Source organism: Halomonas flagellata (genome assembly GCF_022487945.1).
GTDB lineage: Bacteria > Pseudomonadota > Gammaproteobacteria > Pseudomonadales > Halomonadaceae > Halomonas > Halomonas flagellata.
The window spans coordinates 114,858-128,991 of the sequence record NZ_JAKVPY010000003.1 but is presented as its reverse complement, the minus strand read 5'-3'; the positions used below and the strand labels follow the sequence as shown (position 1 = coordinate 128,991).

Annotated in this window: 11 protein-coding genes and 1 pseudogene; 5 read left to right on the top strand and 7 right to left on the bottom strand. The window is 68.5% G+C overall.

The features are described from left to right. The 3 genes from MKP05_RS03425 to senA all read right to left on the bottom strand — a co-directional run bounded on the left by MKP05_RS03425 (position 1) and on the right by senA (position 2,975). Positions 1-648 carry an ATP-binding cassette domain-containing protein gene (locus MKP05_RS03425; RefSeq protein ID WP_240567024.1) on the bottom strand — a complete coding sequence of 216 codons (648 nt, stop codon included), beginning with the start codon at positions 646-648 and terminating at the stop codon, positions 1-3. 2 nt (positions 649-650) lie between these two features. Continuing rightward, positions 651-1,526: a putative selenate ABC transporter substrate-binding protein gene (locus tag MKP05_RS03420; protein ID WP_240567023.1), complete on the bottom strand. Its 876-nt coding sequence runs from the start codon at positions 1,524-1,526 to the stop codon at positions 651-653. Positions 1,527-1,625: 99 nt separating this feature from the next. Continuing rightward, complete coding sequence (gene senA, locus MKP05_RS03415; RefSeq protein WP_240567022.1) at positions 1,626-2,975, bottom strand: selenoneine synthase SenA; 1,350 nt, start codon at positions 2,973-2,975, stop codon at positions 1,626-1,628. Between the two features lie 42 nt (positions 2,976-3,017). Between senA and senB the strand changes: the two genes are divergently transcribed. Continuing rightward, positions 3,018-4,010, top strand: a complete 993-nt coding sequence (senB, locus tag MKP05_RS03410; protein WP_240567021.1) for a selenoneine biosynthesis selenosugar synthase SenB — start codon at positions 3,018-3,020, stop codon at positions 4,008-4,010. Here senB and selD read toward each other — a convergent pair. Next, positions 4,000-5,064: a selenide, water dikinase SelD gene (gene selD / locus MKP05_RS22100; protein ID WP_439108965.1), complete on the bottom strand. Its 1,065-nt coding sequence runs from the start codon at positions 5,062-5,064 to the stop codon at positions 4,000-4,002. The genes senB and selD overlap by 11 nt on opposite strands. A 114-nt stretch (positions 5,065-5,178) precedes the next feature. Then, positions 5,179-6,312, bottom strand: a pseudogene (locus MKP05_RS22095) (FAD-dependent oxidoreductase); the annotation flags it as partial. A 136-nt stretch (positions 6,313-6,448) separates the two neighbouring features. On the opposite strand from MKP05_RS22095, the gene egtD reads away from it, so the two are divergent. After that, entirely contained in the window at positions 6,449-7,411 is a 963-nt protein-coding gene (gene egtD / locus MKP05_RS03400) for an L-histidine N(alpha)-methyltransferase (protein WP_110282468.1), read from the top strand. Between the two features lie 199 nt (positions 7,412-7,610). On the opposite strand, the gene MKP05_RS21720 is transcribed toward egtD, so the two are convergent. Further along, positions 7,611-7,889: an XRE family transcriptional regulator gene (locus MKP05_RS21720; RefSeq protein WP_276316502.1), complete on the bottom strand. Its 279-nt coding sequence runs from the start codon at positions 7,887-7,889 to the stop codon at positions 7,611-7,613. Between the two features lie 434 nt (positions 7,890-8,323). Next, the gene (locus tag MKP05_RS03390; RefSeq protein ID WP_240567018.1) at positions 8,324-10,051 is read right to left on the bottom strand and encodes a cation:proton antiporter domain-containing protein; all 1,728 of its coding nucleotides are present in this window, start codon (positions 10,049-10,051) and stop codon (positions 8,324-8,326) included. Positions 10,052-10,486: 435 nt separating this feature from the next. On the opposite strand from MKP05_RS03390, the gene MKP05_RS03385 reads away from it, so the two are divergent. From MKP05_RS03385 to MKP05_RS03375, 3 genes are read left to right on the top strand one after another with little or no spacing between them, the layout of a single operon-like run. Next, a complete protein-coding gene (locus MKP05_RS03385; protein WP_110282465.1) occupies positions 10,487-11,449 on the top strand; it encodes a TAXI family TRAP transporter solute-binding subunit in 963 nt (320 codons plus the stop codon). 34 nt (positions 11,450-11,483) lie between these two features. Continuing rightward, the gene (locus MKP05_RS03380; protein WP_240567017.1) at positions 11,484-11,993 is read left to right on the top strand and encodes a DUF1850 domain-containing protein; all 510 of its coding nucleotides are present in this window, start codon (positions 11,484-11,486) and stop codon (positions 11,991-11,993) included. A gap of 7 nt (positions 11,994-12,000) precedes the next feature. Then, positions 12,001-14,010: a TRAP transporter permease gene (locus MKP05_RS03375; RefSeq protein ID WP_240567016.1), complete on the top strand. Its 2,010-nt coding sequence runs from the start codon at positions 12,001-12,003 to the stop codon at positions 14,008-14,010. The last annotated feature ends 124 nt before the right edge of the window (positions 14,011-14,134 follow it).

The following is a 14,134-nucleotide window of genomic DNA, read 5'->3' as shown; positions in this document are numbered from 1 at the left end:
TCAGTAGAGCGGCAGGAGGTCGGTGGCGGCCAGCCGCTGGCTGGGCTGGTCGATGGCGATGGCGCCATCGCGGATGCCGATCACCCGGGTGCAGTAGCGCAGCGCCAGTTCCACGTCGTGCATGGCCAGCACCGCGGTCGGATAGGCATCGGTCAGGGCGGTCAGGGTCACCTCGGACAGGGGGCCATCCAGCGCCGAGACCGGCTCGTCGGCGAGCAGCATCCCGCCGCCCTGATGGACGACCCGCGCCACGGCGACGCGCTGGCGTTGCCCGCCGGAGAGTTCGCCGCAAGGGGTCCAGAGCCTGTCGTCGAGGCCGAGCCGGGTGAGCAGGGCGCCGATCTCCGCCACGTCACCTGGCCGCGGGCGCACCAGGGTCAGCAGGTTGCGCCACCAGGGGTGCCGGTCGAGCCGGCCCATGTAGACGTTGTGGAATACCGAGAGCGTGGCCACCAGGCCGAGGTCCTGGGGCATCAGGGCGGCCCCCTGGTCGCGCCAGCGGTCATACATCACCGACAGCAGCGTCGACTTGCCGGCACCGCTCCTGCCGACCAGCGCCACGCGCTCGCCACGCGTGAGCGTCAGGCTCAGCGGGCCGAGCACGCGGATCTCGCCATAGGCGGCGACGGCGTCATGCAGCGCCAGCATGGTCATTCGTCGATCAGCCCCAGGGACTGCGCGACCTCGAGGATTTCCCGGTAGTCGTCGTTCTCGGCCGGGATGAAGCCCGAGCGCGGGAAGCTGGCCAGCAGGTCGGGGTCATCCATGTCGAGCAGCGCCTGTTGCAGGCGCTCGGTGAAGCCATCGCCGAAGCGCTCGTCGACATCGCCGCGGACCGTCCACTGGTAGTCGGGATAGGGCGGCGATTCCCAGATCACCTGGACGCGCTCGGCATCGACGCTGCCGCTTGCCACCTCGTTCTCCCAGGCCTTGTAGCTGACCACCCCGGCCTGGTAGGCACCGGACTGCACCACCGCGATGGTGCGGCTGTGGTTGCCGCTGAAGCCGACCCGGTCGAACAGCTCGTCGGGCGACGCGCCGAGGTCCCGGCGCAGGTAGTGCTCCGGCATCAGGCGCCCGGAGGTCGAGCTCCGGGAGCCGAAGCTGAAGGTCAGGCCGCGCAGCCCCTCGGGGGCGCTGTCGCCGTCGTGGGGCGCGAGGCCGATGGCCCGGTTGACGATGAAGTAGCTGCGGTATTCGGGGTCCTCCACGCCCTGGGCGATGGCCCGGGAGCCCGGCACCAGCTGGCGTGCCTGCACGCCGGTGAAGCCGCCGAACCAGGCCAGCTGCACCTGGTTGTTGCGAAAGGCGGTGACCGAGGCGGCGTAGGAAGTGACCGGGATGAAGCGCACCTCGACATCGAGCGCCTCGGCGAGGTAGTCGGCCACGGCCTGGAAGCGTTGCTGCAGGCGCGTCTCGTCCTCGTCGGGAATGGCGGTGAAGACCAGGGGCTGGCCAGCGGCCAGGGCCGGGGTGAAGAGAGTGACGAGCAGGAGGGCCAGGGCAAGGGGCAGGCATCTGGGCATGGAGAGCAACCCTTATGGGACGTTGTAAGTGGCAAGTGGGCAGTGGAACCTGGGTCAGCGGAAAGGCCATGATACCGAAAATTGCCGAGGCATCCCGTCTCAGAGGGCGCAGGTGCGAAAGCCGGCCAGGGTGTCGTTACGGCCCGGGGTGAAGAAGTTGCGGTAGCCGTTGTGGATCAGCCGTGCCCGCGTGGCCCAGGCGCCGCCGCGCAGCACGTAGCGGCCCTCCTGGAACCAGGGCGCCGAATAGTCGCGGTAGAGCTCGGGGCGGAACCCCGGGAAGGGGCCGAAGGGCGAGGCTGTCCATTCCCAGACGTTGCCCAGCATCTGTCGGCAACCGAAGGCGCTGTCGCCGTCGGGAAGCGCCGCCACATCGAGGCGTCCCAGGCGCCAGCCATCCAGGTTGGCCAGGCCGGCATCCGGCGGCGTATCGCCCCAGGGGTGGCGGCGCTTGCCCGGCGCCAGGGAGCGACCGTCGGAGCTCGGCTCCCGGCTGGCGGCGACCTCCCATTCGGCCTCGCTGGGCAGGCGGCGGCCGGCCCAGCGGCACCAGGCCTCGGCCTCGTACCAGCTGACATGCACGACCGGCTGATGGGGGGGCAGCGGCAGCCATTGATCGAAGGCGCGCTCCTCCCAGCCTCGGTTGGCACCCTGGCGCCAGTAGACGGGCGCCTGCAGGTCCTGCTGCTGGCGCCATTGCCAGCCGGCCTCGCTCCACAGCTCGCGTCGCCAATAGCCCCCGTCGTCGACGAAGGTGGCGAAGTCGGCGTTGGTGACCGGCGCCCGGGCGATCGAGAAGGGCGTCACCTCGACCTCCATGGGCGGCTTCTCGTTGTCGAAGCGGAAGGGCTGGGTCTCGTCGGAACCCAGGAGATGGCGCCCGCCCGGGATGTCGACATCCCCGGGCAGCGCACCGGCGGGGAGCTCGGCGGCGGACGCAGTGGTGGGATAGCCCCGGGGTGGCGTGCCCAGTGCGGGGGGCGGGTCGCCCAGGGTCTGGCGCGTATAGAGGAAGGCCTCGCCGTGCATGTCCTCGTGCAGGGTGGTGAGCTGGTAGACATAGCTCTGGGCGGCACTGGCGTCGCCGTCGGGCAGGCGCTCGAGCATGGCCTGCTGCACCCGTGACAGGTAGTCCAGGGTCTCCTCGCGAGACGGCAGCGGTAGCGACCAACGGTCATCATGGGCGATGCTGCTGGAATCGAACAGCCGGTCGGCATCGGCGAGTCGGTAGTCGGGCAGACCATAGAGGCCGCGCAGGGCGAAATGGTCGTGGAAGTAGCCCAGGTGGCCGAGCTCCCACAGCGGGGGATTGACGATCGCCAGCCGCGGGCCGAGTTCGCGGGCCTCGAGGATGTCCCGCATCAGCGCCAGGCTGCGCTCGCGGGCATCGGTGAGCATCGCCGCCAGCGCGTCAGCGGGTTGCGGGGGTGTCGAAGGCGTCTGGATCATGCCGACCTCGTCGAGGGGTGGGGCGGTGAGGGAGTGTGAATAGTGTTGAAGGTAGCCCTGATCACACCGGCGCGTCGAGGGTCTCGCGCCGGCAACCGGGCCACGGCGACCCGCTGGGCGGGGCTGCTGCACGAACTGGGCTGCCGGGTGCGCATCGCGGGATCCGAAGAGGGTGCCGAGGGCTGCCGCCTGGCCGGCCAGCCACCGGAGCTGGTGCTGGCGCTGCATGCCACGCGAAGCCACGCCGCCATTCGCGCCTGTCGCGCCGCCTTTTCGGGGTGTCCGATGGTGGTGGTGCTGACGGGGACCGACGTCTACCGCTTCCAGCACAGCCACCCCGAGGCGTTTCTCGACAGCCTCGCCGCCAGCGATGCCCTGATCGGCCTGCATGATTGCCTGGCCGAGGACCTCCCGCCGCGCTTCCTGTCGCGCCTGCATGTCGTCCACCAGTCGGCGCGGCCCCTGCCGCCCCAGGCGCCTCGCCCTGTCCGACGCTGGTTCGAGGTGCTGGTCGCCGGCCATCTGCGCGAGGAGAAGGACTCGTTGCGCGCGGCCCTGGCGATGCGCGAGCTGCCGTCGACGTCGCGGCTGCAGGTGGTGCAGCTCGGCGGCGCCCACAGCCCGGAGTGGGCCGACGCCGCCCGCGATGAGATGGCGCACAACGGGCGTTACCGCTGGCTCGGCGACCTGCCCCGCTGGCGGGTGCGCCAGTGGATGGCCCGGGCACGGCTGATGGTGATCAGCTCGCGCATGGAAGGGGGCGCCAATGTGGTCAGCGAGGCCTGCGTGGCCGGCCTGCCGGTACTGGCCTCGGCGATACCCGGCAATCGCGGCCTGCTGGGCGATGACTACGCCGGTTACTTCCCGGTGGCCGACACCGCGGCCCTGAGGGACCTGCTGCGCCGCGCCGAGGCCGAGCCGGCCTTCGTCGACCGGCTCCGCCGGCAGGTGCTGGCGCGCGCGCCGCTGTTTCGCCCCGAGGCCGAACGGGAGGGGCTGGCACGGGTGATCGCCGCCTGCGGGCTCACTCCCTGAGATTGCCATCCCTCAGGTGGATGGGCTCCAGCGCTTCGCCGGGCTCGAGGACGCGGCCGATCACGGCGGCCCGGGCGTAGCCCAGGGCGTGCAGGGCCTCCAGGCACGCCGCCGCGTGCTCGGCGGGCACGCTGGCCAGCAGGCCGCCGGCGGTCTGGGGGTCGAACAGCAGCGGGTAGCGGGGGTGCTCGACCCAGGCCGCCTGGTCGCGGATGGCTCGGCGCAGGCGCACGTTGGCGGGCTGCAGTGAACTCAGGATCCCGGCGGCGATGGTCTCCTCGGCGCCCTCGAGCAGCGGCAGTGCCGCCAGGTCGAGCTCGGCATCCACCTCCGAGGGACGCGTCATCTCGACCAGGTGGCCCAGCAGGCCGAAGCCGGTGAGATCGGTGCAGGCGGTGGCGTCGTGCTCGCGCAGGCAGGCCGCGGCCCGGCGGCTGGACTGGCACATGCTCTCGAGGGCGGCGTCGATCCAGCGGCCCCGGGCGCCCAGCCGGGCGTGGGCGGCGAACAGCGTGCCGGTGCCGATGGGCTTGGTCAGGATCAGCACCTGGCCCGGGCGCAGGCCGCCTTTCGTCAGGACGCTGTCGCTCAGGGCACCGTCGCCGTCGGCGTCGATCAGGCCGTTGACGGCGAAGCCCAGGGCCAGTTCCATGCCCTCGCCGGTGTGCCCGCCGACCAGGGCGCAGTCGGCGGCGTTGAGCACCTCGAGTGCACCGCTCATCATCTGGAAGACGGTGTCCTCGACCTTGGCCTCGAGCCCCTGGGGGACCGTGGCCACGGCGGTGGCGGTCTGCGCCTCGGCGCCCATGGCGAAGATGTCGCCCAGGGCGTGGTTGGCGGCGACCTTGCCGAACACATAGGGGTCGTCGATGAAGGCGCGGAAGAAGTCCACGGTATGCACCATGGCCTTGCCCGGCGGCACCCGCACCACGGCGGCATCATCCGGGGCGTGAAGGCCCACCAGCACTTCGTCCCGGTCCACCGGCCGAAGGGTCGAGAGGGCCCGGGACAGCACCGAGGCGCCGACCTTGGCCCCGCAACCGCCGCAGCGCATGGCGATGGCCGAGATCGCCTGTGCGTTTTCTTCCTCGTCGAGGGCCACCCGGCTGGTCCGGGTCGCCTTCAACGCGTCGCCTTCCATCGGCGGCAGGTCGTTGAATTTGGCCATGAAGCGCTGATCGATCCAGTCTTTCCAGCGCCACACCCAGTCGCCGGCCAGGCAGAGCCCGCCGCGTGATGCCACGGCGTGACGGTCGCCGGTGCTGATCAGGGCCAGCCACTTCGCCTGGGGGCGGTAGGGCTTCAGGGGGCGGCCGGTCACGGCGGCGCGCAGATTGTCGGCCAGCGGACGTCCCTGGCGCACGGCGAAGACCCCGGCCTTCTCGCGGGGGTGATTGACCTGGCTGGCGATATCGCCGGCGGCGAAGACCCGCGGATCCGACAGCGACTGCAGGGTGTCGCCGACCCTGATGAAGCCGTCGTCGTCGAGCGCCAGGCGGGTATCGCGCAGCCAGGCGGCGCCGCCGGCGTCGGTGACCCAGACGATCTCGTCGGCAGCGTGCCAGGTGCCGTCGGCACCCTGCAGCCGCCCCCCCGCGACGTCGACGATGTCGGTGGCGGTGTGGACCTCGACACGGCGCCTGGCCAGCGTGGAAAGGAAGTGCGCGCGCACGCGGGCATTGTGGGTGGGCAGGATCCGTTCGCCGCGGGTGAACAGGGCAAAGGTCAGCTCGCCGGGGTCGCGCTCCAGGGCCACCAGCTCCCTGCTCAGCCGGTACTGCATGGCGAGCAGCAGTTCGACCCCGCCGGCGCCGCCGCCGACAACCGCCACCCGGGTGCGGCCCGCATGGTGCTTGACGCGCTCCAGCAGCGTCTGCCAACGGTCGTTGAAGCGATGGATGGGCTTGACCGGCACGGCGTGATCGCCGGCGCCGTTGACCGAGTCCACGCGGGGCGTCGAGCCGATATTGATCGACATCTGGTCATAGGGCACCGGCGGCCGCGTGCGGCAGAGCACCTGCCGGGCGTCGTGGTCGATGCCGACGACCTCGTCGCCGAAGAAGCGCGCCCCGGCGTATTCCGCCAGTCGGCGCAGGTCGATATGCACCTCGTCGTAGCGGTAATGCCCGGCGACATACCCCGGCAGCATGCCCGAATAGGGGGTGTGCGTATCGCGGCAGATCAGGGTGAGCCTGACGCCGGGTTCCGGGCGCATGGCGAAACGCTTGAGGACGCCGACGTGAGTGTGGCCGCCGCCGACCAGCACGATATCCCGTAACACCGGTTGCTGCGGTTGCTGCATGGTCAGGCTCGCTCTAGATTGATGAGACGTTGGCGTTGCCGCCACAGTCTAAAGGTAAATCGATAACGCGACGCCATCCCGGCGTCGGCGTATTGTCGAATCCTGCCCCAGAACCTTTCGCCAGCGAGGGTCCTTGATGTCCACTGCCGTGCATTTCCATGACCAGCACCTCGACGAAGCGGGACTGTCGTTTCGCGATGAGGTGATCGCCGGGCTTGGCGACTCTCCCAAGGCCTTGTCGCCCAAGTACTTCTATGATGAACGGGGCTCCCTGCTCTTCGAGGCCATCTGCCGCCAGCCCGAGTACTACCTGACCCGGACCGAGGAGGGCATCCTGGCCGAGGCCGCCGAGGAGATCGCGGCGCTCGTCGGGCCGGAGTCGCTGCTGGTCGAGCTGGGCAGCGGGGCCAGTCGCAAGGTGCGACTGCTGCTGGAGGCGATGCGCCCGAGTCGTTACCTGGGGGTGGATATCTCCCGCGACTTCCTGCTGCAGAGCACCCGTCGCCTGGCGGCCGACTACCCCTGGCTCGAGGTGCACGCGGCCTGGGCGGATTTCTCGGAGCGACTGCACTTGCCCGCGGGTATCGAGGGGCGGCGGGTGGTGGCCTTCTTTCCCGGCTCGAGCATCGGCAACTTCGCGCCGGCCGAGGCCGAGGCCTTTCTCGGCCGGCTGCGCCAGGCCCTGCCCCCGGGCAGTGGGGTGCTGATCGGCGTCGACCTGGTCAAGGACCGGCGCCTTCTCGAGGCGGCTTACAACGATGCCGCCGGGGTCACGGCGGCGTTCAATCTCAACCTGCTGGAGCGCATGCGCCGGCAACTGGGTGCCTCGGTGGAGCCCGCCAACTTCCGGCATCGGGCGTTCTTCGATGCAGCGGCATCGCGCATCGAGATGCACCTGGTCAGTCAGTGCCCGCAGACCATTATCCTCGATGAGCACCGCTTCGAGTTCGCCCGGGGCGAGACGCTGCATACCGAAAACTCCTGCAAGTACAGTCGCGAGGGGTTTCAGGCGTTGGCCAGGCGAGCCGGGTATCGGTCGAGCGCAGTCTGGAGTGACGCCGAGGGGCTGTTCAGCGTGCACTATCTCTCGAGTGACTGACACTCGAGTGGCCGCTGCGGCGCGGCTCGAAGATCCGTTCGGGTGACCGGCCAATGGCTTGGCAGAGACGCTGAGCGAGGGTGGCTCCCTCTGCGCGAGCACGAGGGGAGCGCCCTTGCCGGTTGGGCGGAAGAGGCGCCCTGACGGAAACGTCCCGCCGGATGGCGGGACGTTCGGCGTTCGGGAAGAAGCGCGGCGACTAGTGTGGCGAGGCCTGGGAATCGATGGTGCGATAGAGCTGGCGCAACTCGTCGATCGAGAGGTGCTCGAGGCGGCCGGCCAGCAGGTCGCTGATCTTCTGCATCGGCAAACCGGCGCGGCGGGCGATCTCGCGGCTACCGAGATCGGACACGGCGATCAGCCGGGTGATGATGCGCATGAGGCGTGTACGGTGTTCCAGGTCCCTGACGTCAAGGTCAGGGCTGCTTCGCGGAGGGTCGATCAGTTCCGCGTGGGCGGTATGACGTGCCGTGCTCATGATGCTCCAGGTAACGATGGCGACGAGTACATCATGGGGGCTTTGCGCGCTTTTTGCCAGTGTCGATTCGTTGATGTTCTGGCGGCAGGGAAACGGGGGCCTCGGGAACGCAGGGGCGGTTCGGTCGTGCAAGATAACGAACGCTTCGCCCGGTCGGTCGATGCGCCGGCTCGATGCCCCCTGTCTTCGGGTATTCGTTGTTAACTGTTTGATATAGAAGTTATCTTATTGATTTATTGACCGAGACAAAGGGGCCGCGCGAGGCCCGGAGCCGGATGCGGTTGCGACGAAAGTTTGGCGATATTTTACAAAGGTATCTTGCCGGGGCTGACCGCCATGTACCTGTCGGGCAGCCCCTCGGCGCTGGCGCCGGTGGAGTGGGCGATGTTCGCCGGCTGGATGCGGCTGGGCCTGGCACGGGAGCCCAATATCACCTACCGCCGAGACAAGGCGTTCGCTCCCTGGCCTGGCGGGGGAGCAAAGCGCTTCAGGATATGGTTGGCCATCCCCTTCGCCAGCTCATCATCACCGAAGAAGACGCGATCGACCGCTTCTTTGGCCAGCAGCCTGGCGTCGTCTTCGCTCTGGGCACGCACCGCCACTTCGATGTCGGGGTTCAGCGTTCTCGCCGTCTCGGTCATCTTGTGCACGTCGAGGGTATCGGGGATGGCGACGACCAGCATGGCAGCACGGGCGATGTGTGCCTGTATCAGCACGGATGGCTCGGCGGCGTTTCCCGAGACGGCCGCGATATCCTGCTTGCGCAGCGATTCCACCAGCTCCCGGTTGTGTTCGACCACGACGAAGGGGATAGCGTGTCCGCGCAGCGCTTCACCGATCTGCTGTCCGACGCGGCCATAACCGACCAGGACCACTTGCCCCTCGAGGTAGCGCTCTTCGGTCGACGCGGGGAGCTCGGCGAAGGGATCCCGGCGTCGATCCAGTTGGCGGGCAAGGCTGGAGTTCTCCAGCACCTTGCTACGCAACGGCTCGATCAGGCCGAAAATCATGGGGTTGAGTGCGATCGAAATCAGGGCTCCGGCCAGGATCAGGCTCTGCCCTTCCGCCGAGAGCAGACCCAGTGACATGCCGAGACCGGCCAGGATGAAGGAAAACTCCCCGATCTGGGCGAGGCTCGCCGCCACCGTGAAGGCCGTGCTCAGCGGATAGTGAAAGGCGGTGACGAGTACGGCAGCAGCGACGGACTTGCCGATGATGATGATGGCCACTACAGCGATCAGTCTGAGTGGGTGCTCGATGAGCACGCCAGGTTCGAACAGCATGCCCACGGAGACGAAGAACAGCACCGCGAAAGCGTCCCGCAGAGGCAAGGATTCTTCAGCCGCCCGGTGGCTGAACGTCGACTCTCGCATGACCATGCCGGCGAAGAAGGCGCCGAGCGCAAAGGAAACGCCGAACAGTTCGGCGGCACCGAACGCGATGGTGATCGCCGCCGCAATGACCGCAAGCGTAAACAGCTCCCGTGATCCTGTCCGGGCCACCTGCCACAGCATCCAGGGCATGACGCGGCGCCCCACGATCAACATCAATGCCACGAAGGCGCCGACCTGCAGGAGCGTCAGGCCCAGTGTCCGCCAGAGGGGAGGATGGAAGGTGCCGTCTGTCTCGGCCCCGCCGAGCATCCCGGCCAGGGGAGGCAGCAGCACCAGCACCACCACCATGGCCAGGTCTTCCACGACCAGCCAGCCGACCGCGATGTATCCATTCATCGACTCGAGGATCCCTCGGGCTTCCAGCGCCTTGAGCAGCACCACCGTACTGGCTACCGACAGCGACAGGCCGAACACCAGGCTGCTGCCGAGACTCCAGCCCCACGTCCCCGCGATGGCCATGCCCAGGAGCGTCGCCACCGTCATCTGGGCAATGGCGCCAGGCAGCGCAACACGCTTGACCGAGAGCAGATTATCCAGAGAGAAGCGCAGGCCCACGCCGAACATCAGCAGCATGACCCCCAACTCGGCCAGTTGGGTCGCGGCCCCCATGTCGGCCACGTAACCCGGCGTGGCCGGCCCGATGGCGATGCCCGCCAGGAGATAACCCACGAGAGCGGGAAGCTTCAATTTTTCGGCGAGGATGCCGAAAACCAGGGCGAGGCCGAAGCCTGCGGCTACCGTTGTGATGAGTGTCGTGTCGTGCGGCATGGACCTTGTATCGCTGTGATAGCTATTGGCTGGACGTCAATTCAAACCATGTCTTCAAATGCCCAGGCTGGACCCAGTATATGACCCAACCTCCGGCGACGCCGTCGACGACGAGTCGCTCCGAGGCTCGCCCTACAAGCAGGGTTCTCCGACATCGCGATCGCGCGCGAGTACTGTCCGAGCCTGACCCTGGACGATGGTGGCGATCCCCATCGGCGCCCATATCGTCGACAGGGTGAAGGCGCAGGTCGCGGGGTAGGGCGGTGCCTGGCCGCCGGTCGACCATCGGGGAGTTGCCGAAAATCCCTGAAAACGTAGAAATAGTGCCATTGGCCTCCCACGCGGGGGGGTGCTAGCTTTCCGACAGGCGCCCAGTCCTCCCGAGCGCCGTCGACCATCACACCACAACCTGGTTCCAAGGACCGGAGGAGTTCCATGCACATCTTCAAGTACGCCGTTGCTGCCTCGCTGATCGCCACGGCCCCGCTGGCCGCGGCCCAGCAGCTCTCCATCGCCACCGGCGGCACCGGCGGTGTCTACTATCCCTACGGCGGCGGTCTGGCGGAACTGATCAACAACCATATCGAGGGCGCCAGCGCGGTGGCCGAGGTGACCGGCGCCTCCGTCGAGAACATGGGCCTGGTATGGCGCGGCGATTCCGACCTGGCCCTGGCCCTGGCCGACACCGTCTACCAGGCCTACTCCGGCACCGGGGACTTCGAGGGCCGCCAGCTCGACAACATCCGTGCCCTGGCCTCCATCTATCCCAATGCCGTGCAGCTGGTCACCCTGGCGGATTCCGACATCGAGTCGCTCGCCGACCTGGAGGGCAAGCGCGTCTCGGTGGGCGCGCCGGGCAGTGGCACCGAGCTCAATGCCCGCGCCCTGCTGGAAGCCAACGGCATCAGCTACGATGACTTCATGCCCCAGCGCCTCAACTTCAACGAGACCGCCGATGCCATCCGCGACGGCGACATCGATGCCGGCTTCTGGAGCGTGGGGCCCCCCACCAGCTCGATCCTCAACCTGGCCACCACCCGCGACATTCGCCTGATCGGTTTCTCCGACGAGGAGGTCGCCAAGGCGCGGGAGAACGAGCCGGTCTTCGCGCCCTATGAGCTGCGTGCCGGCATCTATGATGGTGTCGAGGAACCGGTCCAGACCATCAGCATTCCCAATGTGCTGGCGGTGAGCAGCGAGATGGACGAGGAACTGGCCTACCAGATCACCCGGATCCTGTTCGAGCACACCGACGAGCTGATCGCCATCCACCCGGCGGCCAACGACACCACCGTGGAGTTCAGCATCGACTCCACGCCGATCGCCTTCCACCCGGGCGCCCTGCGCTACTACGAGGAGGTGGGCGTCGAGGTGGCGGACCACCAGCGGCCGGAATGATCCACTCCCTCGGGCACTGAAGATGGGTGCCACGATGACCCCCCGGCGTCGCCGTGCCTTCGCGCCGGCGACTTGGCGTGCGCTGGCCCTGGGATTGATGCTGGCCGTCTCCCCGGTCGGGGCCGACGACGCGGGGCGGCTGGAGGTGCGCGGTGACGACGACCGCCTGATCCTCGCCCTGCCCATGCCGGAGGGCGAGCGCTGGTGCCTGGAGTGGAACCACTCCGTGACCGGTATCCGGGTCCAGGACTGTTACCGCCACCGCGCGGGGCGTATGGTGCTCGAGCGCAGCCATCAGCCCGATTTCGCCGCGGGGCTGGGCCATGTGCCGGGGCGCGGCCGCCAGGTCTCCGATGGCCGGGGCGGCTACTGGATCGAGGAGATCGACGAGCCCGTCCCCGGCAACCGCTACTACCTCCGGGTCGGCTCCCCGGAGGTCGATCACCGACTGCTGCATGCGGGGCGCCGGCTGAGCATCAGCGAGCGGGCCGCCGGCGAGCGGGTGACGATCCACCTGCGATCTCCATCAACCACTCCCCCTTGAGGCGTGCATGAGCGACTCCCCGACTCCGCCCGTCACCGTGCCCGGTGGCAATGCCATCCAGCCCCGGCCGATCCTCTGGTTGATCACCCTGGTGGCCGTGGGGCTTTCCCTGTTCCAGCTCTATGCCGCCGGCATCCAGCCGCTGGGACTCTTCTACCAGCGCAGCATCCACCTGATGCTGATCATGATGCTGGCCTTCCTGATCTTTCCGGTGTTCGGCACGAAGCGTGCCCGTGGCGCGCTGGGCGGGGCCCTCGATGCGGTCTTCTTCGCCGGGGCACTAATCACCGGGGGCTACCTGGTGATCTACCTCGACGAGATCATCGGCCGGGCCGGCTTCTGGAGCCAGACCGATATCGTCGTCGGCTGCATCGCCACCGTGACGGTGCTGGAAGCCAGCCGCCGGGCGGTGGGCCTGGGCATGACCCTCATCGGCGCCGTGGCCATCCTCTACGCCTTCGCCGGCCCGCGGGGCGAGCTGCCCTGGCTGGGCCAGTTTCTTCCCGGCATCCTCGAGCATCGCGGCTACAATATCGACCGCGTGGTCGGCCAGCTCTACCTGGGGCAGGAGGGCATCTTCGGCCTGCCGCTGGGCGTGGCCGCCACCTTCATCTTCGTCTTCGTGCTGTTCGGCGCCTTTCTCGAGAGCACCGGTGCCGGCAAGTTCTTCATCGACATGGCCTACGCGGCCACCGGGCGCCAGCGCGGGGGGCCGGCCAAGGCGGCGGTGCTGGCCTCCGCCGGCATGGGCTCCATCTCCGGCAGCGCCATCGCCAACGTGGTGACCACCGGCGCCTTCACCATCCCCCTGATGAAGCGCCTGGGCTACAAGCCCCACCAGGCCGGCGGCATCGAGGCGGCGGCCTCCACCGGTGGGCAGATCATGCCGCCACTGATGGGCGCCGGGGCCTTCCTGATCGCCGAGTACACCGGGGTGCCCTACCTGGAGGTGGTCAAGGTCAGCATCCTGCCCGCGATCATGTACTTCGCCACCGTCTACCTGTTCGTGCACATCATCGCGCTGAAGCAGGGCATGCAGGGCATGGCCCGCAGCGAGCTGCCCCAGATGCGCCAGGTAATGCGCGATGGCTGGCACTTCCTGCTGCCGCTGGGGGTGCTGGTCTGGCTGCTGGCGATGCACATGTCGCCGATGCGGGTGGGCTTCTATGCGGTGATCACCATGGTCGTCGTGGCGGTCCTGCGCTACACCGTCTGGTTCCTGTTCGTCGCCCCCACCCAGGGCCAGCCGGTGACCCCGGCCGCCATTGGACGGGTGGTCCGGGCCGGCATCGTCAAGCTGGTCGAGGGGCTCGAGCTCGGTGCGCGCAACGCCGTGGCGGTCTCCATGGCCTGTGCCGTGGCGGGGATCATCGTCGGCGTGGTGGGCCTGACCGGCCTGGGCCTGAAGTTCTCGGCGATGATGATGGCCTTCTCGGGCGGCAACATCATCCTGGCGCTGGTCATGGTCCTGCTGGCCAGCCTGGTGCTGGGCATGGGCCTGCCGGTGACCGCCAGCTACATCGTGCTGATCGTGCTGGTCGGGCCGGCACTGACCGCCGAGTTCGGCATCCCGCTGCTGATCGCCCACCTGGTGGTGTTCTGGTACTCCCAGGACTCCAATGTCACGCCACCGATCGCCCTGGCGGGCTTCGCCGGGGCGGCCATCGCCGGCAGCAAGCCCATGGAGACCGGCTTCCAGGCGTGGAAATTCGCCAAGGGGCTCTACCTGATCCCGGTGTTCATGGTCTTCAACCCCGAGATCATCATGGGCGGCCCCTGGCCGGTAGTGATCTGGAACGGGGTGATCGCGCTCCTGGCACTGGGCGCCTTCGCCGCAGCCCTGGAGGGGTATCTCTTCATGCGGATGTCCTGGTTGCCGCGGATCGCCATCTCGGGGGCCATCATCGCCGTCTTCTATCCGGACCTGCTGGTTGAGGTCGCCGGGGTGGTGGTGATGGCGCTGGCCCTTGGCGGCAACTGGCTGGCCAGCCGTCGCCGGGCGCTGACCGCCGGCTGAGCGCGGTCCCCGAACAGCAGGAAGCCCAGCAAGCATGGCCTGCTGGGCTTCGCGGTCAGGCTGACCATCTCACCAGGCCCCGTCCGAGTCGGCCCGGACGGGGCCCTTGCGGTCGGCGCGGCCC